Genomic DNA, 24,464 nt, shown 5'->3' on the forward strand with positions numbered 1-24,464 from the left:
TCTTCGTGTTCCCTTCGGAGGTCAACTCCGGCCGCTGCCCAGGGCCTTGCGGCCGGAGCCGGGCGGCAGGGCGGGGCGTTCGGCCGGGGCCGGCTCCACGCGCAGGGCCAGCGCGGGACAACGGCGCACGGCGCGCTGGGCGCGGCCCCGCAGATGCGTCGGCACGGACGCGTCGGCGAGTGCCGGGTAGCCGTCCGGGCCCAGCCTGATCAGCTCCGGTACGAGGTCCGCGCACAGGCCGTGCCCCTGGCAGAGCGTCCAGTCCACCGCGAGCTTCTCACCGCTCGGAATCGACTCCTCCGCGTCTTGGTAGCCGGCCGCGGGCAGCGGCAGCACCCCGATCGTCGGCCGGCCGCAGCCGCCGTTGAGCACGTGGGCGGCGAGATCGTCGGTGAACGCGGAGAGCGTCGAGGCGAAGAAGCGGGCCGAGCCGTCCGGGTGCTTGCACGCTCCGCGGCCCTTCACTGCCTGCGTGACCTCCCGCAGCGCCTCCAGCGCGGCCGGACCGCCGCCGTTCAGCAGGTCCGAGAGACCGCCTGCCGCGGCGGGCAGGCCCAGCCGACAGGGCCCGCACTGCCCGGCCGTCTCCGCCGCCAGCCAGTTCGCGACCCGCAGGGACTCGCCGAGCGGGCAGGTCTCCGGACCGATGGGCAGGATCGCGCCGGCGCCCAGGGCTCCGCCTACCGCCGCCAGCGACGCGCGCGAGACGGTCGCGTTGTGGACGGCGACCGAGTCGATCCAGTTGCCGTGGTACCCGCCGGTCAGAACGCCCTGGGGGAGCGGTGGGGCCCCGGCCAGCTGGAGCGCGTACCGCAGCGGGACACCCGTCGGGACCTCGACCACCATGGGGCGCGCGACCGCCCCGGAGATGGTCAGCAGGACCGTTCCCGGCTCGGAGTCGAGTCCGGTGTGGGCGTAGCGCTGCGGACCGATCCGGGCGGCGATCGCCAGCTGCGCGAAGGTCTCGGCGTTCGACAGCAGTGTCGGCGCGCCGCCGACGCCGGACTCGGCCGCGCGTTCCCGGCGGCCGGGCGGCAGGGCGGGGCCCCCGGAAGCGGCACGGATGACCGCCGATGCCTCCCCGGAGACCATCCGCTCAGGGGTGCGGACGACCCGCGCGCGCAGCGCCTGGCCGCGCCGGTCGGACAGGCCCCGCTCGGCGAGGGCCGAGCGGATGGAGATCTCCGTGGAGTTCCGGGTCACGGCGACGATGAGCGTTCGGGCGCCGAGCGCCTCGGCCGCCAGCAGCGCGCCGTCCAGGATGAGGTGCGGAGCCCGGTTGAGCAGCACCGTGTCCTTGCGGCAGGCCGGTTCGCCCTCACTGCCGTTGACCACGACGACGGGGCGTACCCCGCGTCGGATCGCCGCCTTGCCGACCGCCCGGAGTTTGCGTCCGAAGGGGAAGCCGGCGCCGCCGCGGCCGGTCAGGGATATGTCGTCGGCGAGCTGGGCGAGCTGGTCACCGCTGAGGGGTTCCAGCGGTCCGTGCACCTTCAGATGCATGTCGAGCCCGAGCCGCTCCACCAGGTCGAATCCCTGAGTGAGTTGGGGCAGGCCGACCACCCGGACCTCGGGGACATCGGGGAGCGGGACGTTCACGGGCGTTCTCCTGCGGGTGCGTTCCAGGGCTCACCTGCGGGTGGCGGGCTGGAGTACGTCGGCATCGGCGGCGACGGGGCCGGCCAGTAGCCGGGTCGGGGGCTGGGATCGGGGACGACGGGGAGCTCCTCGGTCATGGGTATGCGCTCGGCGTACGGGACGCCGGGGTCGGTCGGATACGAGGCGGTCTCCGGCGCCGCGGTGGTGGCCCGCGACACTGCGCGGTACGCGGCCGAGAAGCCGGCACCGGCAGGGGGGACCGGGGACGCCGGGGCGACCACCGGCGGCGCGGAGACCGCCTCGTACAACTGCGGTACGGGCGGGGCGGCGGAATTGTTCAAGAAGGGTGCGGAAACAGGCCGGTCCAGCCACTCGGCGGACAGGGTGGGGGGCTCCTCCGGCGGGCTCGGCGCCTCTCGCTCGGTCCGGCGGGCCCGCCTCGCGGACGGCTCGGGCGTCGGCCGGCGGCCTTCCAGCAAGGAGATGAGGACGACGAGTCGGTCGACCAGCGCGCGCCGGGTCGGTGCGGGCAACAGCCGCAGCGAGACGGCTCCGGCGACCACGGCCAGGGCCAGGCAGTACAGGGTGACGACCCAGGTCGCCGCGGGCCTGCCGGTGTACAGGCCGTGCATCAGTGCGAAGCACCAGGCCGGGTAGGCCAGCATGTGCAGGGGCCGCCAGCGGGCGGCGAAGCGGCTCCGGCCGGCCAGGGTGCTGCGCAGTGCGCCGGTCGCGGCGGCGACCACCATCAGCAGGCCGGCCAGCGAACCGAGGCCGATGAGGCCGCCGGTGCCCGTGACGCCGAGGCCGAAGGGGACGAACGCGCCGATCGCCTCGACGTGGCCGAGGGAGACCTTCACCGTCGCGTGCAGCAGGAGGAAGCCCAGGGAGGCGACGGCCGTGGCGCGGTGGATGCCCTGGGCGAGCAGCCGGTGGCGAGTGGAGAGCAGCAGCCGGTCGGTGGCGGTCAGGCCCCAGGCGACCGACGCGGTCAGGGACACCAGCGACAGCACGCCGGTGGTGAAGTCGAGAGCGGCCCGGAAGCTCTCGCTGCCGAGGACGGCGAGCAGCGGGATGGCGACCAGGGCCGCGACCGACAGCCCGCCCTGAACCGGCCGGCTCATGCCGGCTCGTTCGGCGGGCGATGAACGGATCTTGCGGTGAGGGTTCATGGGGGCGACTCCGAATGGTGCGGATAAGCGGTCCCGTTGCCGCATGCTAAGTCCCGGCATACCGACCGGTAGATGGTTTGCGCGTTTACAGGGCTTGCGAACGAGAACTGACTCTGGGGTTGCCCTGGATAGGGGCGATACGCGGGGTAACCCGGGTGGCTCGGGCGGTCGGTGGTCACCGGGTGGAGCGTCGGCGCGGCCCCGTGGGGTCCGGCGGTCACAGAGCGGAACACCGGTGCGGCCCGCTCGGGCCCTGCGGTACCCTGACGCCATGCGTGCCGTACGCCTCCTGCTTAGCGAGCCGCGCTGATCAGTCCCGACGGATGAGAGATCCGGTCGGAATCGGCGCGGCGTCCCCTCCTGTGCGAGGGGTTTTTTCATTTCGTGGCAGCGGGCAGAGACGATCGATGGAGCTTCAAGGATCATGAGCGAGATGAATTCGGCTGCCGAGACGGCGGCCCCGCATCGTTATACGGCGGCCATGGCCGCCGACATCGAGGCACGCTGGCAGGACTTCTGGGACACCGAGGGAACCTACGAGGCACCGAATCCCACCGGTGACCTGGCGGGCGACCCGGAGATCGCCGCCCGGCCCAAGAAGTTCATCATGGACATGTTCCCGTACCCCTCGGGCGCGGGACTGCACGTCGGTCATCCGCTGGGGTACATCGCCACCGACGTGTACGCCCGCCACGCGCGCATGTCCGGGCACAACGTCCTGCACACCCTGGGCTTCGACGCCTTCGGCCTGCCCGCCGAGCAGTACGCGGTGCAGACCGGCACGCACCCGCGGGTGTCCACCGAGGCCAACATGGAGAACATGAAGGTCCAGCTGCGCCGGCTGGGCCTGGGTCACGACAAGCGCCGGTCGTTCGCCACGATCGACCCGGAGTACTACAAGTGGACGCAGTGGATCTTCCTGCAGATCTTCGACTCCTGGTACGACGAAGAGGCCGGCAAGGCCCGCCCGATCGCCACGCTGGTCGAGCGGTTCGAGAACGGCACCCGTGAGGTGCCGGGCGCGCGCCCGTGGGGCGAACTGAGTGCCGCGGAGCGCTCCGACCTGCTGAGCGAGTACCGCCTGGCGTACGCCTCCGACGCCCCCGTGAACTGGTGCCCGGGTCTGGGTACGGTGCTGGCCAACGAGGAGGTCACCGCCGACGGGCGCTCCGAGCGCGGCAACTTCCCCGTCTTCAAGTCCAAGCTGCGCCAGTGGAACATGCGGATCACCGCCTACGCGGACCGTCTGCTGGGCGACCTGGACGCCCTGGACTGGCCCGATGCCATCAAGCTGCAGCAGCGCAACTGGATCGGCCGGTCCGAGGGCGCCCGCGTCGACTTCCCGGTCGGCGACACCGGCGCGATCACGGTCTTCACCACCCGCCAGGACACCCTGTTCGGCGCCACCTACATGGTCCTGGCCCCCGAGCACGACCTGATCGAGAAGATCGTTCCGGCCGCCTGGCCCGAGGGCACCCACGACGTGTGGACCGGCGGCCACGCCAACCCGGCCGAGGCCGTCGACGCGTACCGCAAGCAGGCCGCCGCCAAGTCCGAGGTGGAGCGGCAGGCCGAGGCCAAGGACAAGACCGGTGTCTTCACCGGCGCGTACGCGACCAACCCGGTCAGCGGGGAGCAGGTCCCGGTCTTCATCGCCGACTACGTCCTGATGGGCTACGGCACCGGCGCGATCATGGCCGTCCCGGCCCATGACTCCCGCGACTTCGCCTTCGCTCGCGCCTTCGAACTGCCGATGCGCTGCGTCGTGGAACCAAGCGACGACCGCGGCACCGACCCGGCGGCCTGGGACGACGCCTTCTCCTCGTACGAGGCCAGGCTGGTCAACTCCTCGAACGAGGACGTGGCCCTGGACGGTCTGGGCGTCGTCGACGCCAAGGCGAGGATCACCGCCTGGCTGGCCGAGCGCGGCATCGGCGAAGGCACCGTCAACTTCCGCCTGCGCGACTGGCTGTTCAGCCGCCAGCGCTACTGGGGCGAGCCGTTCCCGATCGTCTACGACGAGGACGGCGTCGCGCACGCGCTGCCCGCGTCGATGCTGCCGCTGGAACTGCCGGAGGTCGACGACTACTCGCCGCGCACCTTCGACCCGGACGACGCCGACACCCGTCCGGAGACCCCGCTGTCCCGCAACGCCGACTGGGTGAACGTCACGCTGGACCTGGGCGACGGCCCCAGGAAGTACCGACGCGAGACCAACACCATGCCCAACTGGGCCGGCTCCTGCTGGTACGAGCTGCGCTACCTGGACCCGAACAACTCCGGGAAGCTGGTCGACCCCGCCATCGAGCAGTACTGGATGGGGCCGCGCGAGGGCATGCCCACCGGGGGCGTCGACCTGTACGTCGGCGGCGCCGAGCACGCCGTGCTGCACCTGCTCTACGCGCGCTTCTGGTCCAAGGTCCTGTTCGACCTGGGCCACATCTCGTCGGCCGAGCCGTTCCACAAGCTGTACAACCAGGGCATGATCCAGGCATTCGTCTACCGCGACGCGCGCGGCATCGCTGTCCCCGCGGCCGAGGTCGTGGAGCGCGACGGCGCCTTCTTCCACGGGGACGAGAAGGTCAGCCGCGTCCTGGGCAAGATGGGCAAGTCCCTGAAGAACGCGGTCACCCCCGACGAGATCTGCGCCGAATACGGCGCCGACACCCTGCGCCTGTACGAGATGGCGATGGGGCCGCTGGACGTCTCCCGCCCCTGGGACACGCGCGCCGTCGTCGGCCAGTACCGGCTGCTGCAGCGTCTGTGGCGCAACGTCGTCGACGAGTCGACCGGTGAGGTGACGGTCGCCGACGCCGAGCCCACCGAGGACACCCTGCGTGCCCTGAACAAGGCGATCGACGGGGTCGCGCAGGACATGGCCGCGATGCGCTTCAACACCGCCATCGCCAAGATCACCGAGCTGAACAACCACCTGACCAAGACGCCCGGCCCGCTCCCGCGGCCGGTCGCCGAACAGCTGGTGCTCCTGATCGCCCCGCTGGCCCCGCACATCGCCGAGGAGCTCTGGCGCAAGCTGGGCCACGCCGGTTCGGTCGTCCACCAGGACTTCCCGGTAGCCGACCCGGCCTACGTGGTGGACGAGACCGTGACCTGCGTCGTGCAGATCAAGGGCAAGGTCAAGGCGCGCCTGGAGGTCTCCCCGTCGATCACCGACGCGGAGCTGGAGGCGCTGGCCCTGGGCGATCCGCACGTGACCGCCGCGCTCGGCGGCGCCGAGATCCGCAAGGTGATCGTGCGCGCACCGAAGCTGGTCAACATCGTGGCCTGACCGCGGCACCGGGGTTTTCCCCTACGGGCAGGTTGGGGGTTCCGATGGAACCCCCAACCTGCCCGTTCCGTTTACCGTGGAGGAAGCGACAGCCGAGGGAACCCGAAGGACGCCGGAGGGCGCATATGGAAGCCGCGATTGTGATCATGGCGCTGCTCTTCTTCGCCCTCGTGGCGCTGGGGGCGTACGCGACCGTGAAGGCGGTCCGGGCCGCCAAGCGCGGAGTCGACCGCACCCTGTCCCAGGCCAGACGGACGGTCGAGGACACCACCCTGCGCGCCAAGAGCTACGGGCAGACCGGGGTCGCGGGCGAACTGGCCCAGCTGCGGCTCTCGCTGCGCACCTCGATGCGCGCGACCCAGAACGCCCTCCAGGCCGCCGGGCCCGAGGACGCCTCCGTCGGGGAAGCGCTGCTCCTGTTCCAGCGACTGAGCGCCCACGGCCGGGAGCTGGACGACGACCTGAAGCGGCTGGAACGGGAGCCGGACCGGTCCAGGGTGGCCGGACAGCTCGGCGAACTCCGCGAGCGCACGGAACGCATCACTCACTCCGCCGACTCGCTGCGCTGGGCCGCCCGGGACCGGGCACGGAGGTTCGCCGACGACGACCTGGCCTCGCTCAGCGCGCAGATCGACATCGAGGCGGGCGCGCTGCGCCACTGGTCGCCGGTGGACGACACCTCCGGCTCCCGGCCGGCCGACCTCTCCTGGTCCGAGCCCACCGCGGCGGGCGCCGGGCGCGAGCGGACAGCGGCGGCGGACGAGGACGCACACGGCCCGCAGGGGCCACCCCGTCCGGCCGCGCCGGAGCGGCGGCCTCCACGGGGCGTCACGGCGCGTGCCCCGCGGACGACGGCGTTCCCGTGGGAGAAGACCCCGCGACCGGAGTCCGGCAACCGCACCTGACCCGGGCGGCGGTGTGCCGGCGCACCGGGCACCGTCGCGGCAGTTGCCGTACGCCCCTCCACGCGCGCCGCGACGCGGACCCATGGTCAGCCCGCCCCGCTCACGCGGGCGCCGGCGGGCCATCTCGGACGTGCCCCGGTCCGCGCACCGTCCAGGCCTACGCGGTACGCGGCCGGGTGCCGGACGGGACGACGCGGCGGCCGGTGGACGGGACCCGGGCTGCCGTCGGGCCGCCCCTGCGGGTAACCTCCCGCTCATGTCCCGGCATGTCGCGATCGTCACCGATTCCACGGCCTACCTGCCACCCCAGACGATGGAGCGGCACGCCATCACAGCGGTACCGCTGACCGTCGTCGTCGACGGCCAGGCGCTCGAGGAGGGTACCGAGATCTCGGCCCGCTCACTGGCCCAGGCGCTCCAGAAACGCCGGCCGGTGACCACCTCCCGGCCGAGTCCCGAGGTCTTCGCGGCGACCTACCGCGCGGCGGCCGACGCCGGCGCGACCGGCATCGTCTCGCTTCATTTGTCCGCCGAGTTCTCGGGGACGTACGACGCCGCGGTGCTGGCGGCGAAGGACGCCTCCGTGCCCGTTCGGGTGGTGGACACCCGCATGGTGGGGATGGCGCTCGGCTTCTGCGCCCTCACGGCCGCCGAGGCCGTCGACGCGGGAGGCTCACTCGACGAGGCGGTCGCCGCGGCAGAGAAACGCGCCGCGGGGACCGCCGCCTACTTCTACGTCGACACGCTCGACTACCTTCGTCGCGGCGGTCGCATCGGAGCCGCGCAGGCGCTGCTCGGCTCCGCGCTGGCGGTCAAGCCGCTGCTCGAACTGGACGGCGGGCGGATCGAACTGAGAGAGAAGGTGCGTACGGCGTCGAAGGCCATCGCCCGCCTTGAGGAGATCGCCGTGGAACGTGCCGCGTCCGAGGCGGTGGACGTGGCGGTGCACCATCTGTCCGCACCCGAACGGGCCGGCGCGTTGGCCGAACGGCTACGGGAGCGCATCCCCGCCATGGCGGGGCTCCAGGTCTCCGAGGTCGGTGCGGTGATCGGGGCACACACCGGACCGGGATTGCTCGCCGTGGTCGTCTCGCCCCGCTGAGCGTCCCGGGGCGGGCGGATGCCGCCGTGCGTCCCACCCCGCCGGCCGCGGCCGCCCCCCGCCCGCTCCCTCGTGCGAGTGACGACTTTTTCCACAACTGTCCGTCTGTGCACGGATTCAGGAGCGTCTCGTCGGTTTCCTCGCTTTCTGTCTACCGTCGGACGCATGACTATTCGCACACGCATCTCGGCGGCAGCGGCCAGCGGACCGGGAAGGGCGCCAGGGCCGGACGGGCGCGCTCGCTCCGGTGGGCGAGGATCGCCCGTGGGGCGCGCTCGTCTCACGGCAGGCGGTGGACAGCGGGCGGTGGTGAGCGGGGCGGCGGCGCGGTACCGGGGAGAGGCGCTCTTCCCCGGAGCGGCCCGAGATCCACGGTCCGACAAGCCCGTCGACGAGCTTTCCGCCACGGCCGACGGCTCGGCGGCGGCCGTACCGCCGGTGAGCCGGCGAGCGGCGGAGACGGAACCCCCGCCCGGCACCCGGGAGGAGAGGGCGGGCCCCGGGCGGCGCGAGCGCCTGGGCTCCGCGCTGCGGGACCGGTTACCGGTGTGGGTGCAGTCCAGCTGCGGACTGGAGCCGCGGGCGTTGGCGGCGCTGGCTGTGATCCTGGTGGTGGCCGCGGGTGTCGCCGGATGGTACTTCTGGGCCGGAGGACCGGAGGTGGTCCGGGCACCTGAGGTCGTCCACGCGGCGCCGCCGGCGGAGAACGGGGCACCCTCCGGGACGCAGGGCGTCCCGGAGGCCCCGATGCTGTCCGCCCACCCCTCCTCGCAGACCTCGGGCACGGCGGTCGTCGTCGATGTGAACGGCAAGGTGCGACGGCCGGGGGTGCTCACCCTGCCGGCCGGATCGCGGGTCGCGGACGCGCTTCGCGCGGCGGGTGGAGTCCGGCCGGGCGCGGATCTGACGGGACTCAACCGTGCCCGGGTCCTCATGGACGGCGAGCAGGTCGTGGTCGGACTTCCCCCCGCGGAGATTCGGGCGGGGGGCGGAGGTGTCGGTGCGGCAGGCGGGGCCGCCGTCGGCACCCGGGCCGGGCCCTTGAGCCTCAACACGGCGACCATGGAGCAGCTTGACGCCCTTCCCGGGGTCGGGCCGGTCCTCGCCCGGCACATCGTCGACCACCGCACCCGACGCGGCGGCTTCCGCACGGTCGCCGAGTTGCGCGAGGTCAGCGGCATCGGCGAGCGCAGGTTCGCGGAGCTCGAACCACTGGTGCGGCCATGAGGACGCCCGAGATGCGCCCTGGCTTACACGAGAACCATCCCAAGGGCGGGGGCGGCCACGACGGTGACGCGGCGGAGGACGGCCACGACCACCACCCGCACTTCGGAGGCCGGCTGCGGAGCCGCCGAGCCGTGAGCCGGGGCGGCCCCGCCCGCCACGACTGCCGGGAAGACCCCGACGACACCGACGAACCCGACCACCGGCACGAGGACGGGCCGGTCGATCTCCGGCTGGTGCCTCCCGCGTTGGCGGCCTGGGGAGCGGCGGCGCTCGCGGTGGGCGTCAGCGGATGGTGGACGGCCGCGGGGGTGGCGGCCTGTGTGGGTGGGGCGGTGTTGCTGCTGACACCCGTGACGATCGGCGCGCGACGCGGCCGGCCGGATCGGGCCCTCAAGGCCACGGCGGCTGCTGCGGTGCTGCTCTGCGCGGCGGCCGGGGCGGCGTCGGGCGGTCTGCACGCGGCGGACCTGCGGCGCGGCCCGGTGCCGGGGCTCGCGGAGAGACATGCGAGAGTGACCGTGGAGATGACCCTCGTCTCCGATCCCCGGCTCACCCGCCCCCGGGTCCGGGGCGACCGGACCGCTCCCGCCTCCGTGGTCCTGCGCGCCGAAGCACACCGGGTCGAGCCGTCCGACGGCTCGGCACACCGCACCAGAACACCCGTGCTGGTCCTCGTGCCGGCGGGCAAGGCCCAGGGTGCGTGGCTGCGCCTGCTGCCCTCGACCCGGCTGCGCGTCCACGGGCGCCTGGCCTCCCCGCTGAGTCCGGGCGAGTCGTTTGCCGCGGTGCTCCGCGTCGACAGTGCCGGGCCGCCGCGGATCACCGGGCCGCCGAGCACCGTACAGCGCACGGCCGGAGGACTGCGCGCCGGACTACGTCGCGCGACCGAGAACCTGCCTCCTGACGCGCGGGCGCTGCTGCCCGGCCTCGTCGTCGGCGACACCGCACGGATCGAGCGGGATCTCGCGGACGCCTTCGCCGCCACCGACCTCGCTCACCTGCTCGCGGTCTCGGGATCGAACCTCACCGTCGTCCTGCTGCTCCTCGTCGGACGGCCGAGCACCGCTCTGGCTGCGGAACGCGGCGGGCTCGCGCCCCGGCTCGGCATTCCCCTGCGGTCCACGGCGCTCGTCGGAGGAGGGCTCACCCTCGCGTTCGTGGTCGTGTGCCGGCCCGACCCCAGCGTGCTCAGGGCGGCGGCCTGCGGTCTGGTCGCCTTGCTGGCCATCGCCACCGGCCGACGCAGATCCCTGATTCCCGCACTGGCCGCGGCGGTGCTGCTGCTCGTGCTCTACGACCCCTGGCTGGCGCGGAGTTACGGCTTCCTGCTCTCGGTCCTGGCCACCGGTGCGCTGCTCACGATCGCCCCGCGCTGGAGTGCGGCCCTGCGACGCCGCCGGGTGCCCGGCCGTCTTGCCGAGGCGCTCGCCGCGGCCCTGGCGGCGCAACTGGTCTGCGCCCCGGTCGTGACGGTCTTCGCCGCTCGGGTGAGTCTGGTCGCGATCCCCGCCCACCTCCTCGCCGAACCGGCCGTCGCCCCTGCCACGGTGCTCGGGTTCGCCGTCCTCGCGCTGGCCCCGGTCGCCCCGCCGATCGCCGAGTGGGTGGCGCGGGTCGCGGCCTGGCCCGCGGGATGGATCGCCACGGTGGCCCGTCGGGGTGCGGAGCTGCCGGGTGCGGAGGCGGCCTGGCCGGGCGGTTGGTGGGGCGGACTGCTCCTCGCCGGCGTGTTCGCTCTCGTGGCGACCGGCATCTGGAAACTGCCGTACCGGCGCGGGATCGCCGTCTTCGGAGCCGTGCTGCTCCTGCTCGCCGCGGTGCGGCCCCCGCCGCTCGCGCGGCTCGTCACGGGCTGGCCTCCGCCGGGCTGGGTGTTCGTGATGTGCCAGGTCGGGCAAGGGGACGCGACCGTGGTGGCGGCGGGCGGGGACACGGCTGTCGTGGTCGACGCCGGGCCGGACCCGGGACTGGTGGACCGCTGCCTGCGCGACCTCGGAGTGCGCAGAGTCCCGCTGCTGGTGCTCACGCACTTCCACGCGGATCACGTCGCCGGACTGCCCGGGGTGCTGCGCGGGCGCTCGGTCGGCGCGATTCAGACGACGGGTCTCGAAGAACCCGCGGGGCAGGCGGCGTTCGTGCGCAGGACGGCCGCGGCGGCGGGTGTTCCGCTGGTCGCGGCCCGCGCCGGGGAGCGACGACGACTCGGCCCGCTGGACTGGCGGGTCCTCTGGCCCCGCGACACGACCACGCGGGCGGGCCCGGAGGATTCCTCACCGAACGACGCCAGCGTCACTCTGCTGGTCCGGGCCGCCGGAGGGCTGAGCGTTCTGCTCCTCGGAGACCTTGAACCGCCCTCCCAGAGCGGGTTGCTGCGTACGCATCCGGACCTGAAGCCGGTGGACGTGCTGAAGGTCGCCCACCATGGCTCCGCGCATCAGGACCCTGAGCTGATGCGGGCGGTCCGGCCGAGGCTCGCGCTGATCTCGACCGGACGGGACAACCCGTACGGACATCCCGCGCCCCGTACCGTCGACGCTCTGCGGGCCGGCGGGGCGCGGGTGCTACGTACGGACCGGGACGGTGCGATCGCGGTGACGGGAGCGGGAACGAAGCTCCTCGCCGTACCGAGAGGAGCCCCCTGAGAAACGCCCGGTCGAGACCGCGTCCGGACGTCCGAAGGTCACGCGGCAGGGCCGGCGACGCGATCCGGTGCGTGCCCGCTTCGGACCGGCCGCGGTGTCCGGACCACGGGCTCCAGCGGTCCGCCGCCGCCCTGGCGGTCATCGGAGCCGCCACCACGCCCGGACGAGGCCCGTGGGAGACCGGTCACCCGTTCTCGGAGCCGCCGCGCGCCATGCCGCACCGTCATCGGTACCGACCGGGCTCCGCGCCGCCGCGGCGGCCGAGGCTGGGTCACGTCCGGTACACGGCCTAGGACCGAAGTCCCATGGCGGCATCCGGGACCTGCCGGGGAGACTGTCTTCATGGACAGCCCCGCCGCCGACGAACGCCCGACCGCCGACGCGTACCTGCGGCGCGTCGGTGCCACCCGCCCCGCGCGCCCGGACACCGCCGCGCTGGACGAGCTCCACCTGCGGCACCTGCGCACCGTCCCCTTCGAGAACCTCTCGATCCACCTCGGCGAGGACATCGTCCTGGAGGAGGGGGCGCTGCTCGACAAAGTGGTCAACGCCCGTCGTGGTGGCTTCTGTTACGAGGTCAACACGACGTTCGCCGTACTCCTGCGCGACCTCGGCTACCGGGTCTCCCCGCTCCAGGGCCGCTGCTTCGGAAAGGACGGACGGCTCGGCATCCCCTACGACCACATGGCGTTGCTCGTGGAGACGGCGGACGGAGGACGCCGGCTCGCGGACGTGGGCTTCGGGAACCACTCGCACTTCCCGCTGGCCTTCGACGAGCGGGGGGACCAGCAGGACCCGGGAGGCGTGTTCCGGGTCGTTCCGGCCGCGGGCGGTGATCTCGACGTGCTGCGCGACGGGAAACCCCAGTACCGCCTGGAGACGAGACCACGCGTGACGGCCGACTTCACGGCGGGGGCCTGGTACCACCGCACCTCACCGGATTCGCACTTCACGCGTTCCCTCATCTGCTCCCGTCTCACGGGGGAGGGCCGCGTCACGCTCAGTGGGTACAAGCTGGTGACGACGCTCGGGGCCGAACGGGACGAGCGGTCGCTGGAGAGCGACGAGGAGGTGCGGGCGGTGTACCGGGACCTGTTCGGCATCGAGCTCGCCCGCCTGCCCGAAGTACCCCCGTCCGCGGAGCGGTGACCCTCTGGCCGTGACGCCGTGGCCGACCACGTACCGTCTGAGCGTGTTCGTTCCCGATCGACAGGGTCCCGTGCTGCACGGGCGAGGCGAGAGGGACCAACGGGGCCGACCGTCGCGGCTCGGCGGAGCCCCGGGCACCGGACCCCTCCCGAGTGAGGGGGCATCCACCAGAGCCGGAGGCACCGAGGACCCCGCCGGTGCGGTCGCGCCGCCGGTTCCGCGGGGAGGCCGTCGGCGTTACGGGGCCTCCAGCCAGCCCTCGTACTCCGCGGCCAGCGCGTCGAGGCCCTCGGCGTCCAGGCGCGCGTCCGGGTCCTCCACGACCACCAGCCACTGGGCGTCCTCGGCGTCGTCCTCGCCCGCCAGGGCGTCGCGCACGAGCTGCGGTTCCTCGTCCGGGCCGAATCGGTCGTTCACTTCCCCGACCACCTCCTCCGCGGCGTCGCGGTCCGGCAGCACCAACACGTGTCTCACGTCGCTCACGCGCACATTCTCCGGTACGGCGACGGCCGCACGGCAGGGGGTGTCAGCGGTCCGTGGGATGCTGGGACGCGATGGCACCCAGGAAGAATTCCACCGACGACCTCCTCGGCCCCGTGACGATCGCCGTGGGCCAGGAGGATCTCCTCCTCGACCGCGCCTTCCAGGAGGTGGTGGCGGCTGCCAGAGCCGCCGACGCCGACACCGACGTACGTGATCTGGGCCCCGAACAGCTCCAGCCGGGCACCCTGGCGGAGCTGACCAGCCCTTCGCTGTTCGCGGAGCGCAAAGTCCTGGTCGTACGGAACGCGCAGGACCTGTCCGCGGACACGATCAAGGACGTCAAGGCGTACATCGGCGCTCCCGTCGAGGAGATCACGCTCGTGCTGCTCCACGCCGGCGGGGCCAAGGGCAAGGGGCTGCTCGACGCGGCACGCAAGGCGGGCGCGCGCGAGGTGCCCTGCCCGAAGACGACGAAGCCGGCCGAACGACTGGCGTTCGTAAGGCAGGAGTTCCGGGCGGCGGGGCGTTCGGCCACGCCCGAGGCGTGCCAGGCGCTGGTGGACGCGATCGGCAGCGACCTGCGGGAGCTTGCGTCGGCCGTCTCGCAGCTCGTCGCGGACGTGCCGGGGACGATCGACGAGGCGGTCGTCGGACGCTATTACACGGGGCGCGCCGAGGCGTCGTCGTTCAACGTCGCGGACCGTGCGGTGGAGGGCCGGGCGGCCGAGGCGCTGGAGGCGCTGCGCTGGTCCCTCTCGACCGGGGTTCCGGCCGTGCTGATCACCAGCGCACTCGCGCAGGGGGTCCGGGCGATCGGCAAGCTTTCCGCGGCGCGAGGCGGACGGCCCGCGGACCTCGCGCGGGAACTGGGGATGCCGCCGTGGAAGATCGACCGTGTCCGGCAGCAGATGAGGGGCTGGACGCCGGACGGGGTGTCGCTCGCTCTGCGGGCGGTGGCAGAGGCCGACGCGGGCGTCAAGGGCGGAGGAGACGATCCCGAGTACGCCCTGGAGAAGGCGGTGGTCGCGGTGGCGCGGGCGGCAAGACTCCGCCGGTAGCCGATAGCCCACGCACCGAAGGCCCCGCACCCTCCTGGGGAAGGAGGAGGCGGGGCCTTCGGCGTTACGGCGGTGGGCCCGTGCACGCGTGGCGAACGCGTATCGCGCACGGATCCGGGGTGCCGGTCGGGAGCGGGAGAGAGGGCCCGCTGTGCCCCGTCCGGCGTCTACATCAGAGCTCAGCCCTGGAGAGCGGCAACCTTGGTGGCCAGCGCCGACTTCTTGTTGGCGGCGGCGTTCTTGTGGATGACGCCCTTCGAGACAGCCTTGTCGAGCGCGCGGGAGGCGGCGCGGGAAGCCACGACGGCCTTCTCCACGTCACCCGCGGCGACGGCCTCGCGGGCCTTGCGGATCGCGGTCTTGAGCGAGGACTTGACGGCCTTGTTGCGCAGGCGCGCCTTCTCGTTCGTCTTGTTCCGCTTGATCTGGGACTTGATGTTCGCCACGAAAGAGCCTTTTCAGGTTCGATGTTGTTTCAGAGTGCGTGACCCGTAGCTGAGAGGGCATACGAGACACAGCTGTCCACGGTATCAGCAGCCCGTGGGACCGCCCAAACCGAGCACCGCGTCACAGTCATGGGACGATGGAGCCTACGTATCGATCCGACATCGCCCCGAGACGAGACCCTGCGTGCCCGCGACTCCTCCCCACGTGCCCGAGCCGAGCCGTACCGACCCGGCTCTGATCCGCAACTTCTGCATCATCGCGCACATCGACCACGGCAAGTCGACCCTTGCCGACCGGATGCTCCAACTGACCGGAGTGGTCGACCAGCGGCAGATGCGCGCCCAGTACCTCGACCGGATGGACATCGAGCGCGAGCGCGGCATCACGATCAAGTCCCAGGCCGTCCGTCTGCCCTGGGCGCCGAGCGAGGGCGCCGGTCAGGGCAGGACGCACATCCTGAACATGATCGACACCCCCGGGCACGTCGACTTCACCTACGAGGTCTCGCGGTCCCTCGCCGCGTGTGAGGGCACGGTTCTGCTGGTCGACGCGGCGCAGGGCATCGAGGCGCAGACCCTCGCCAACCTCTACCTGGCGATGGAGAACGACCTCACCATCGTCCCGGTGCTGAACAAGATCGACCTGCCGGCCGCCCAGCCGGAGAAGTTCTCCGAGGAGCTGGCCAACCTCATCGGTTGTCAGCCCGAGGACGTGCTCAAGGTCTCCGCCAAGACCGGTCTCGGCGTCGAGGCCCTGCTCGACCGGGTCGTGGAGAACGTTCCGGCTCCCGTCGGTGCCGCCGACGCCCCCGCCCGCGCGATGATCTTCGACTCGGTCTACGACTCCTACCGTGGCGTCGTGACCTACGTCCGTGTCGTGGACGGCCAGCTCAACAAGCGCGAGCGCATCCGCATGATGTCGACCGGCGCCACCCACGAACTGCTGGAGATCGGCACCAACTCGCCCGAGATGCTGCCGGCCGACGGCCTTGGCGTCGGCGAGGTGGGCTACCTCATCACCGGGGTGAAGGACGTCCGTCAGTCCAAGGTCGGCGACACGATCACCTCCCTGGTCAAGGGCGCCTCGGAGGCCCTCGGCGGCTACAAGGACCCCAAGCCGATGGTCTTCTCCGGCCTCTACCCGCTGGACGGCTCGGACTACCCGGAGCTGCGCGAGGCCCTGGACAAGCTCCAGCTGAACGACGCCGCGCTGGTCTACGAGCCGGAGACCTCCGCCGCCCTCGGCTTCGGTTTCCGCGTCGGCTTCCTCGGGCTGCTGCACCTGGACGTGATCAGAGAGCGCCTGGAGCGCGAGTTCGGCCTCGACCTCATCGCCACGGCTCCCAACGTGGTCTACCGCGTGGTCATGGAGGACGGCGGCGAGCACACGGTCACCAATCCGAGCGAGTTCCCCGAGGGCAAGATCGACGAGGTGTACGAGCCCGTCGTGCGCGCCACGATCCTCGCCCCCAGCGAGTTCATCGGGTCGATCATGGAGCTGTGCCAGACCCGGCGCGGCACCCTGCTCGGCATGGACTACCTCTCCGAGGACCGGGTGGAGATCCGCTACACCCTGCCCCTCGCCGAGATCGTCTTCGACTTCTTCGACCAGCTGAAGTCCAAGACGCGCGGCTACGCCTCCCTCGACTACGAGCCCACCGGCGAGCAGGCGTCCAGTCTGGTCAAGGTGGACATCCTGCTGCACGGCGACAAGGTGGACGCCTTCTCGGCGATCACCCACAAGGACCAGGCGTACGCCTACGGCGTGCGGCTCGTCGCCAAGCTGAAGGAGCTCATCCCTCGGCAGGCGTTCGAGGTGCCGGTGCAGGCCGCCATCGGGTCCCGGGTCATCGCCCGGGAGACCATCCGCGCCATCCGCAAGGACGTCCTCGCCAAGTGCTACGGCGGTGACATCTCCCGTAAGCGGAAGCTGCTGGAGAAGCAGAAGGAAGGCAAGAAGCGGATGAAGATGGTCGGCTCCGTGGAGGTCCCGCAGGAGGCGTTCATCGCCGTCCTGTCGAGCGACGACTCGGCGGGCGGCAAGGCCAAGAAGTAGGGCGCACGGTCGGCCGTGAGGACAGCGGCCGATGGGGTGACAGGTCCTTCGAACGGGCTCACGTACGAACAGTGCGGGGGCCCGTTCGTTATGAAACCGGGTGCGAAGCGGCGACCGCGGGCTCTTACGCGGCGCTCTTCGGCCATCTACTCTGATCCCGGCTCGAAGGTTACTCGCCAGTTAGAACGCGAAGAACACCCAGAACGCACCGCCGCCGCCCGGAGGACGTCGTGAGCGACACACAGACCCAGATCGAGAACCGGCCGCCGTCCGTGGCGACCCTCTTCCTTGAGCGCGTGGCGCGGACTCCCGACGCGGAGGCATATCGCTATCCGGTCCCGGCCGCCTCCGGTCAGGGCACCGACGAGTGGAAGTCGCTCAGCTGGGAACAGGCCGCCGAGCGCGTCTACGCGATCGCCGCGGGTCTGGTCGATCTGGGTGTCCAGCCGGAGGAGCGGGTCGCCCTGGCGTCCTCCACCCGGGTGGAGTGGATCCTCGCCGACCTCGGCGTGATGTGCGCGGGCGCCGCCACCACCACGGTCTACCCCCAGACCAATGCCGAGGAGTCGGCGTTCATCCTCTCCGACTCCGAGTCCAAGGTGCTGATCGCGGAGGACGCCGCCCAGGTCGCCAAGGCCGTCGCCCGCCGCGGTGACCTGCCTGGTCTCCATCACGTCGTCGTCGTCGACACCACCGATGTGGAGACGGACGACTGGGTCATCTCGCTGGCCGACCTGGAGGCGCGCGGCAAGGCGTACCTGGAGAAGCACCCGGAGGCCGTCAAGGAGCGGGTCGCCGCGATCACCTCCGACCAGCTGGCCACGCTCATCTACACCTCGGGCACCACCGGCCGCCCCAAGGGCGTCCGCCTCCCGCACGACAACTGGTCGTACATGGCCAAGGCCATCGCCGCCACCGGCCTCGTCACCCAGGACGACGTCCAGTACCTGTGGCTGCCGCTCGCGCACGTCTTCGGCAAGGTGCTGACCTCGGGGCAGATCGAGGTCGGACACGTCACCGCGGTCGACGGCCGCATCGACAAGATCATCGTGAACCTGCCGGTGGTCCAGCCCACCTACATGGCGGCCGTCCCCCGCATCTTCGAGAAGGTATACAACGGAGTCGCGGCCAAGGCCCGTGAGGGCGGCGCCGCCAAGTACAAGATCTTCCAGTGGGCGGCCGACGTCGCACGCGAATACGCCAAGGTCACGCAGGACAACTTCCGCCGCACCGGGACCGCCTCCGCGCCCTTCGGCCTCACCGCCAAGCACAAGGTCGCCGACGCGCTGGTCTACAAGAAGCTGCGCGAGGCGTTCGGCGGCCGGCTGCGCGCCGCCGTGTCCGGCTCCGTCGCGCTCGCGCCCGAGATCGGCTACTTCTTCTCCGGAGCCGGCATCCACATCCTGGAGGGCTACGGCCTCACGGAGTCCTCCGCCGCCTCCTTCGTCAACCCGGGCGAGGCATACCGGACCGGCACGGTCGGCAAGCCGCTGCCCGGCACCGAGGTCCGCATCGCCGACGACGGCGAGATCCTGCTGCGCGGCCCCGGCATCATGGAGGGCTACCACGGCCTGCCGGAGAAGACCGCCGAGGTCCTGGAGCCCGACGGCTGGTTCCACACCGGGGACATCGGCGAGCTGTCCGCCGACGGCTACCTGCGGATCACCGACCGCAAGAAGGACCTGTTCAAGACCTCCGGCGGCAAGTACATCGCCCCGACGGAGATCGAGGGCCGGTTCAAGGCCGTCTGTCCGTTCGTCTCGAACATCGTGGTCCTCGGCGCCGACCGGAACTACTGCTCGGCACTGATCGCGCTCGACGAACCCGCCATCCTCGGCTGGGCGGCCGAGCACGGCCTCGAGGGCAAGACGTACGCGGAGGTCGTCGCCGCCCCGGAGACCGAGACGTTCGTGCAGGGCTACGTCGAGCGCATGAACGAGGGACTCCAGCGCTGGCAGACGATCAAGAAGTTCCGGCTGCTGCCGCGCGACCTGGACGTCGAGCACGGCGAGCTCACCCCGAGCCTGAAGATGAAGCGGCCCGTCGTGGAGCGCACCTACCAGCACCTCATCGACGAGATGTACGCGGGAGCCCGCGAGGCCTGACCCCCGGTACTCTCAGGCCGGACGCGCACCTCGGGTGGTACGGGACAATGGGCTCATGCCTTCCGTACTGCCCGATGGTGAGTCCATGCCCGAGGACGGGGCGCTGCCCGCACACGCCCTGGAAGGGGCCGGGGAGCGACCGCTCGGGTTCTATCTGCATGTGCCGTACTGCGCCACGCGCTGCGGCTACTGCGACTTCAACACCTACACCGCGAGTGAGCTGCGCGGGGCCGGCGGCGTGCTCGCCTCCCGGGACAACTACGCGGGACAGGTCGCCGAGGAGATCCGGCTGGCCCGCAAGGTGCTCGGCGACGACCCCCGGCCGGTCCGGACCGTGTTCGTCGGCGGCGGTACGCCGACGCTGCTCGCCGCGGGCGACCTGGTGCGGATGCTGGGGGCGATCCGGGACGAGTTCGGGCTCGCGGACGACGCCGAGATCACGACGGAGGCGAACCCCGAGTCGGTGGACCCCGCCTACCTGGCGGAACTGCGCGCGGGAGGCTTCAACCGGATCTCCTTCGGGATGCAGAGCGCGCGGCAGCACGTCCTGAAGGTCCTGGACCGGACCCACACGCCCGGCCGTCCCGAGGCGTGTGTGGCCGAAGCGCGGGCCGCGGGCTTCGAGCACGTGAATCTGGACCTCATCTACGGCACGCCCGGCGAGAGCGACGACGACTGGCGGGCGTCGCTCGACGCGGCGATCGGGGCCGGACCCGACCACGTCAGCGCCTACGCGTTGATCGTGGAGGAGGGTACGCAGCTGGCGCGGCGGATCCGCCGCGGCGAGGTCCCGATGACCGACGACGACGTCCACGCGGACCGCTATCTGATCGCCGACTCCGTTTTCGCGCAGGCCGGATTCGCGTGGTACGAGGTGTCGAACTGGGCGACCTCCGAGGCCGGGCGCTGCCTGCACAACGAGCTGTACTGGCGCGGAGCCGACTGGTGGGGCGCCGGTCCGGGCGCCCACAGCCACGTCGGCGGCGTGCGGTGGTGGAACGTGAAGCACCCGGGCGCCTACGCGGCGGCCCTCGGGGAAGGACGCTCGCCCGGCGCCGGCCGGGAGCTGCTGTCCGCGGAGGACCGGCGGGTGGAGCGCATCCTGCTGGAGCTGCGCCTCCGGGAGGGCGTGGAGCTGGGGCTGCTGGCCCCTGCGGGCCTGGCCGCCTCCCGCAAGGCGCTCACGGACGGCTTGCTCCAGGCGGAGCCGTACCGCGCGGGCCGTGCGGTCCTGACCCTGCGCGGACGCCTCCTCGCGGACGCGGTGGTCCGCGACCTGGTCGACTGACCGCCGCGTCCGCGAGGAGGCGTCCGCCGTTCCCGCGTCCCGGCCGCACGCCACCGGCGGCCGGGAGCCGGCTACGGCTCCGTCACGAAGTCGATCAGCTCCTCCACCCGGCCCAGCAGCGCCGGTTCCAGATCCTTGTAGGTGCGGACCTTCGACAGGATGTGCTGCCAGGCCGCGCCGGTGTTCTCCGGCCAGCCGAGCGCCCTGCAGACGCCCGTCTTCCAGTCCTGGCCGCGCGGGACGGACGGCCACGCGGGGATGCCCACGGAGGACGGTTTCACCGCCTCCCAGACGTCGATGTACGGGTGGCCGACGACGAGCACGTCCTCGCCCGTGACCGAGGCCGCCAGGCGTTGCTCCTTCGAGCCGGGCACCAGATGGTCCACCAGGACACCGAGCCGTGCGTCGGGCGCCGGACCGAACTCCGCGACGACGGCCGGCAGGTCGTCGACGCCCTCCAGGTACTCCACGACGACGCCCTCGACCCGCAGGTCGTCGCCCCAGACCCGCTCGACGAGTTCGGCGTCGTGGCGGCCCTCCACGTAGATACGCCCCGCCCGTGCGACCCGTGCCCGCGCGCCCGGTACCGCGATCGAGCCCGAGGCGGTCCGGGCGGGACCCGCCGGGGCCGCCGCCGACGGGCGGACCAGCGTCACCACCCGGCCCTCCAGCAGGAAGCCGCGCGGTTCCATCGGGAAGACCCGGTGCTTGCCGAAGCGGTCCTCCAGGGTCACCGTGCCCGCCTCGCAGCGGATCACCGCCCCGCAGAAGCCGGTCGCGACCTCCTCGACGACGAGGTCCGCCTTCGCGGGGACCTCCGCGACGGGTGCCGACCGCTTCCAAGGGGGCGTCAGGTCCGGGTTGTAGCTGCGCATTCGCGCGACGTTATGACACTCCGAAGCGCTGTGCCAGCTCATCGCGCTGCGTCCGTACGAACGTTGCGTCGACCGTCGCTCCGTGCCCGGGCACGTACACCGCGTCCGTACCGCCCAGTAGCAGCAGCCGGTCGAGCGCCGCCGGCCAGCGTGCCGGGATCGCGTCCCGCCCGGCCTGTGGCTCACCGGACTCCTCGACCAGGTCGCCGCAGAACACGACCTCCGGGCCGCCGTCCGCGTCGGGGACGAGCAGCGCCAGATCGTGGCCGGAGTGACCGGGACCCACGTTGGCCAGCAGCACCCGTCGGCCACCCAGGTCGAGGGTCCACTCGCCGGACACCGTGTGGCGCGGGCTCACCAGCACGTCGACCGCCTCCTCCGCCACGTGCGCGTCCACCCCGTGCTCCACCGCGGACGCCCGCAGCGCGCCGGCCTCCCGCCGCAGCAGCGCGTCGAGCCCCACCGCGCCGTACACCTCGGCTCCCGCGAAGACGGCGGTGCCCAGGACGTGGTCGAAGTGCGGGTGGCTCAGTGCGATGTGCGTCACTCTCCGGCCCCCGGTCAGCGCCCGTACCTGAGCCCGCAGCTCCGCGCCCTCGCGGAGCGAGGAGCCCGTGTCGTACAGCAGGACGGCCGTCTCGCCCAGCACCAGGCCCACCGTGGCGTCCCAGACCGGCAGACGGCGCCGCCCGATTCCGTCACCGAGTCGTTCCCAGCCGAGCTCTTCCCAAGCGACATTCATGCGGCGACGCTATCCGCTACGACGCGGCAGGCGGGGACTCGGCCTCCTTGCCAGGAGCGATGCCCGCCGCCGTACACTGGCCGGGGGATTCCTGGCACTCGGACGACACGAGTGCCAAACACGGAGCAACCGGGACGACAGCTGGAGGTGTGCCCATGCTCAGCGAACGCAGACTCGAGGTGCTGCGCGCCATCGTCCAGGACTACGTCGGGACGGAGGAACCGGTCGGCTCCAAGGCGCTCACGGAGCGTCACCGGCTGGGGGTCTCACCCGCCACCGTCCGCAACGACATGGCCGTCCTGGAGGAAGAGGGCTTCATCGCCCAGCCCCACACCAGCGCCGGACGCATCCCCACGGACAAGGGCTACCGACTCTTCGTCGACCGGCTCGCCGGCGTCAAGCCGCTGTCGACCCCGGAGCGGCGCGCCATCCACAACTTCCTGGACGGCGCCGTCGACCTGGACGACGTCGTCGGGCGCACCGTCCGGCTGCTCGCGCAGCTGACCCGGCAGGTCGCCGTCGTGCAGTACCCCTCGCTGACCCGTTCGACGGTCCGGCACGTGGAGCTGCTCTCGCTGGCGCCCGCCCGGCTGATGCTGGTGCTGATCACGGACACCGGACGGGTCGAGCAACGGATGATCGACTGCCCGGCGCCCTTCGGCGAGACCTCGCTGGCTGATCTGCGGGCCCGGCTCAACAGCCGGGTCGTCGGCCGCCGTTTCGCGGATGTGCCGCAACTGGTGCAGGATCTTCCGGAGTCCTTCGAGGAGACGGAGGACCGCGGCACGGTCACGGCGGTGCTCGCGACCCTGCTGGAAACCCTGGTGGAAGAGCACGAGGAACGGCTGATGATCGGCGGTACCGCCAATCTCACCCGCTTCGGGCACGACTTCCCCCTCATGATCAGGCCGGTGCTGGAGGCGCTCGAGGAACAGGTCGTGCTCCTCAAGCTGCTCGGCGAGGCCAAGGACTCGGGCATGACCGTACGGATCGGGCACGAGAACGCCCACGAGGGGCTCACCTCCACGTCCGTCGTCGCGGTCGGCTACGGTTCGGGCGACGAGGCAGTCGCCAAACTCGGCGTGGTCGGACCGACCCGCATGGACTACCCCGGAACGATGGGAGCGGTACGCGCAGTGGCACGTTACGTCGGACAGATCCTGGCGGAGTCGTAAGTGGCCACGGACTACTACGCCGTACTCGGCGTACGCCGCGACGCCTCCCAGGACGAGATCAAGAAGGCGTTCCGGAGGCTCGCCCGCGAGCTGCACCCGGACGTCAATCCCGATCCGAAGACGCAGGAGCGCTTCAAGGAGATCAACGCCGCCTACGAGGTGTTGTCGGACCCGCAGAAGAAGCAGGTCTACGACCTCGGCGGGGACCCGCTCTCCCAGGCTGGAGGCGGCGGTGGCGCCGGCGGCTTCGGCGCCGGCGGCTTCGGGAACTTCTCGGACATCATGGACGCGTTCTTCGGCACGGCGTCGCAGCGCGGGCCGCGCTCGCGCACCCGCCGCGGCCAGGACGCCATGATCCGTCTGGAGATCGATCTCAACGAGGCCGCCTTCGGCACGACGAAGGACATCCAGGTCGACACGGCGGTCGTCTGCACGACGTGCTCCGGCGAGGGCGCCGCACCCGGCACCTCCGCGCAGACCTGTGACATGTGCCGCGGCCGTGGCGAGGTCTCGCAGGTCACCCGGTCCTTCCTGGGCCAGGTCATGACCTCGCGTCCCTGCCCCCAGTGCCAGGGCTTCGGCACCGTCGTCCCGACCCCGTGCCCGGAGTGCGCCGGCGACGGACGGGTCCGTTCGCGCCGCACCCTCACCGTGAAGATCCCGGCCGGTGTCGACAACGGCACCCGGATCCAGCTGGCCGGCGAGGGTGAGGTGGGTCCCGGCGGCGGTCCCGCCGGCGACCTGTACGTCGAGATCCACGAGGTCCCGCACGAGGTCTTCCAGCGCCGCGGCGACGACCTGCACTGCACGGTCACCATCCCGATGACGGCGGGTGCGCTCGGCACCAAGGTGCCGCTCCAGACGCTGGACGGGATGGAGGAGGTCGACATCAGGCCGGGCACGCAGTCCGGGCAGTCGATCCCCCTGCAGGGCCGCGGCATCACGCATCTGCGGGGCGGCGGGCGCGGCGACCTGATCGTGCACGTGGAGGTCACCACGCCGTCGAAGCTCGACCCGGAGCAGGAGCGGCTGCTGCGCGAACTGGCGAAGCTGCGTGGTGAGGAACGCCCGACGGGCCAGTTCCAGCCGGGGCAGCAGGGCCTGTTCTCGCGCCTCAAGGACGCCTTCAACGGCCGCTAGGGCGTGACGGG

The 24,464-nt window shown here is 72.0% G+C and carries 18 protein-coding genes; 12 read left to right on the forward strand and 6 right to left on the reverse strand.

All coding sequences use genetic code 11. From position 1 onward, the window contains the following. Positions 1-21: 21 nt before the first annotated feature. Positions 22-1,599 carry an NADH-ubiquinone oxidoreductase-F iron-sulfur binding region domain-containing protein gene (locus tag OG393_RS22140; protein WP_327376416.1) on the reverse strand — a complete coding sequence of 526 codons (1,578 nt, stop codon included), beginning with the start codon at positions 1,597-1,599 and terminating at the stop codon, positions 22-24. Beyond that, positions 1,596-2,723, reverse strand: a complete 1,128-nt coding sequence (locus tag OG393_RS22145; RefSeq protein ID WP_327376417.1) for a hypothetical protein — start codon at positions 2,721-2,723, stop codon at positions 1,596-1,598. The genes OG393_RS22140 and OG393_RS22145 overlap by 4 nt, the downstream gene beginning before the upstream one ends. A 472-nt stretch (positions 2,724-3,195) precedes the next feature. Between OG393_RS22145 and leuS the strand changes: the two genes are divergently transcribed. The 6 genes from leuS (at position 3,196) to OG393_RS22175 (ending at position 13,085) form a co-directional block, all read left to right on the forward strand. Beyond that, positions 3,196-6,060 carry a leucine--tRNA ligase gene (gene leuS / locus OG393_RS22150; protein ID WP_327376418.1) on the forward strand — a complete coding sequence of 955 codons (2,865 nt, stop codon included), beginning with the start codon at positions 3,196-3,198 and terminating at the stop codon, positions 6,058-6,060. A 125-nt stretch (positions 6,061-6,185) separates the two neighbouring features. Then, entirely contained in the window at positions 6,186-6,965 is a 780-nt protein-coding gene (locus OG393_RS22155) for a hypothetical protein (protein ID WP_327376419.1), read from the forward strand. 256 nt (positions 6,966-7,221) lie between these two features. After that, the gene (locus OG393_RS22160) at positions 7,222-8,067 is read left to right on the forward strand and encodes a DegV family protein (protein ID WP_327376420.1); all 846 of its coding nucleotides are present in this window, start codon (positions 7,222-7,224) and stop codon (positions 8,065-8,067) included. A gap of 165 nt (positions 8,068-8,232) precedes the next feature. Continuing rightward, on the forward strand, positions 8,233-9,294 hold the full coding sequence (locus OG393_RS22165; protein ID WP_327376421.1) for a helix-hairpin-helix domain-containing protein: 1,062 nt from the start codon (positions 8,233-8,235) through the stop codon (positions 9,292-9,294). A gap of 11 nt (positions 9,295-9,305) precedes the next feature. Next, complete coding sequence (locus tag OG393_RS22170; protein ID WP_442817345.1) at positions 9,306-11,936, forward strand: ComEC/Rec2 family competence protein; 2,631 nt, start codon at positions 9,306-9,308, stop codon at positions 11,934-11,936. A gap of 342 nt (positions 11,937-12,278) precedes the next feature. Beyond that, positions 12,279-13,085, forward strand: a complete 807-nt coding sequence (locus OG393_RS22175; RefSeq protein WP_327376422.1) for an arylamine N-acetyltransferase family protein — start codon at positions 12,279-12,281, stop codon at positions 13,083-13,085. Positions 13,086-13,322: 237 nt separating this feature from the next. Here the strand turns inward: OG393_RS22175 and OG393_RS22180 are convergent, their stop codons facing one another. Further along, positions 13,323-13,568 (reverse strand): hypothetical protein, encoded by a 246-nt coding sequence (locus OG393_RS22180; RefSeq protein ID WP_327376423.1) that lies wholly within the window; start codon positions 13,566-13,568, stop codon positions 13,323-13,325. A 71-nt stretch (positions 13,569-13,639) separates the two neighbouring features. Between OG393_RS22180 and holA the strand changes: the two genes are divergently transcribed. After that, positions 13,640-14,626: a DNA polymerase III subunit delta gene (gene holA / locus OG393_RS22185; RefSeq protein WP_327376424.1), complete on the forward strand. Its 987-nt coding sequence runs from the start codon at positions 13,640-13,642 to the stop codon at positions 14,624-14,626. Between the two features lie 179 nt (positions 14,627-14,805). Here the strand turns inward: holA and rpsT are convergent, their stop codons facing one another. Next, positions 14,806-15,072 (reverse strand): 30S ribosomal protein S20, encoded by a 267-nt coding sequence (gene rpsT / locus OG393_RS22190; protein ID WP_137989361.1) that lies wholly within the window; start codon positions 15,070-15,072, stop codon positions 14,806-14,808. Between the two features lie 184 nt (positions 15,073-15,256). Between rpsT and lepA the strand changes: the two genes are divergently transcribed. From lepA to hemW, 3 genes are all read left to right on the forward strand, one after another. Continuing rightward, on the forward strand, positions 15,257-17,128 hold the full coding sequence (lepA, locus tag OG393_RS22195; protein ID WP_327376425.1) for a translation elongation factor 4: 1,872 nt from the start codon (positions 15,257-15,259) through the stop codon (positions 17,126-17,128). 230 nt (positions 17,129-17,358) lie between these two features. Beyond that, positions 17,359-19,233: an AMP-dependent synthetase/ligase gene (locus tag OG393_RS22200; protein ID WP_327376426.1), complete on the forward strand. Its 1,875-nt coding sequence runs from the start codon at positions 17,359-17,361 to the stop codon at positions 19,231-19,233. Between the two features lie 55 nt (positions 19,234-19,288). Further along, a complete protein-coding gene (gene hemW / locus OG393_RS22205; protein WP_327376427.1) occupies positions 19,289-20,521 on the forward strand; it encodes a radical SAM family heme chaperone HemW in 1,233 nt (410 codons plus the stop codon). 71 nt (positions 20,522-20,592) lie between these two features. On the opposite strand, the gene OG393_RS22210 is transcribed toward hemW, so the two are convergent. Both OG393_RS22210 and OG393_RS22215 read right to left on the reverse strand, forming a co-directional pair. Beyond that, entirely contained in the window at positions 20,593-21,396 is an 804-nt protein-coding gene (locus OG393_RS22210) for a DUF3097 domain-containing protein (protein ID WP_327376428.1), read from the reverse strand. Between the two features lie 10 nt (positions 21,397-21,406). Continuing rightward, positions 21,407-22,138, reverse strand: a complete 732-nt coding sequence (locus OG393_RS22215; protein ID WP_327376429.1) for an MBL fold metallo-hydrolase — start codon at positions 22,136-22,138, stop codon at positions 21,407-21,409. Between the two features lie 155 nt (positions 22,139-22,293). Between OG393_RS22215 and hrcA the strand changes: the two genes are divergently transcribed. Continuing rightward, positions 22,294-23,313 carry a heat-inducible transcriptional repressor HrcA gene (gene hrcA / locus OG393_RS22220; RefSeq protein ID WP_327376430.1) on the forward strand — a complete coding sequence of 340 codons (1,020 nt, stop codon included), beginning with the start codon at positions 22,294-22,296 and terminating at the stop codon, positions 23,311-23,313. Beyond that, positions 23,314-24,453 carry a molecular chaperone DnaJ gene (dnaJ, locus tag OG393_RS22225; RefSeq protein WP_327376431.1) on the forward strand — a complete coding sequence of 380 codons (1,140 nt, stop codon included), beginning with the start codon at positions 23,314-23,316 and terminating at the stop codon, positions 24,451-24,453. The last annotated feature ends 11 nt before the right edge of the window (positions 24,454-24,464 follow it).

It is taken from the genome of Streptomyces sp. NBC_01216, from assembly GCF_035994945.1.
Taxonomy (GTDB): domain Bacteria; phylum Actinomycetota; class Actinomycetes; order Streptomycetales; family Streptomycetaceae; genus Streptomyces.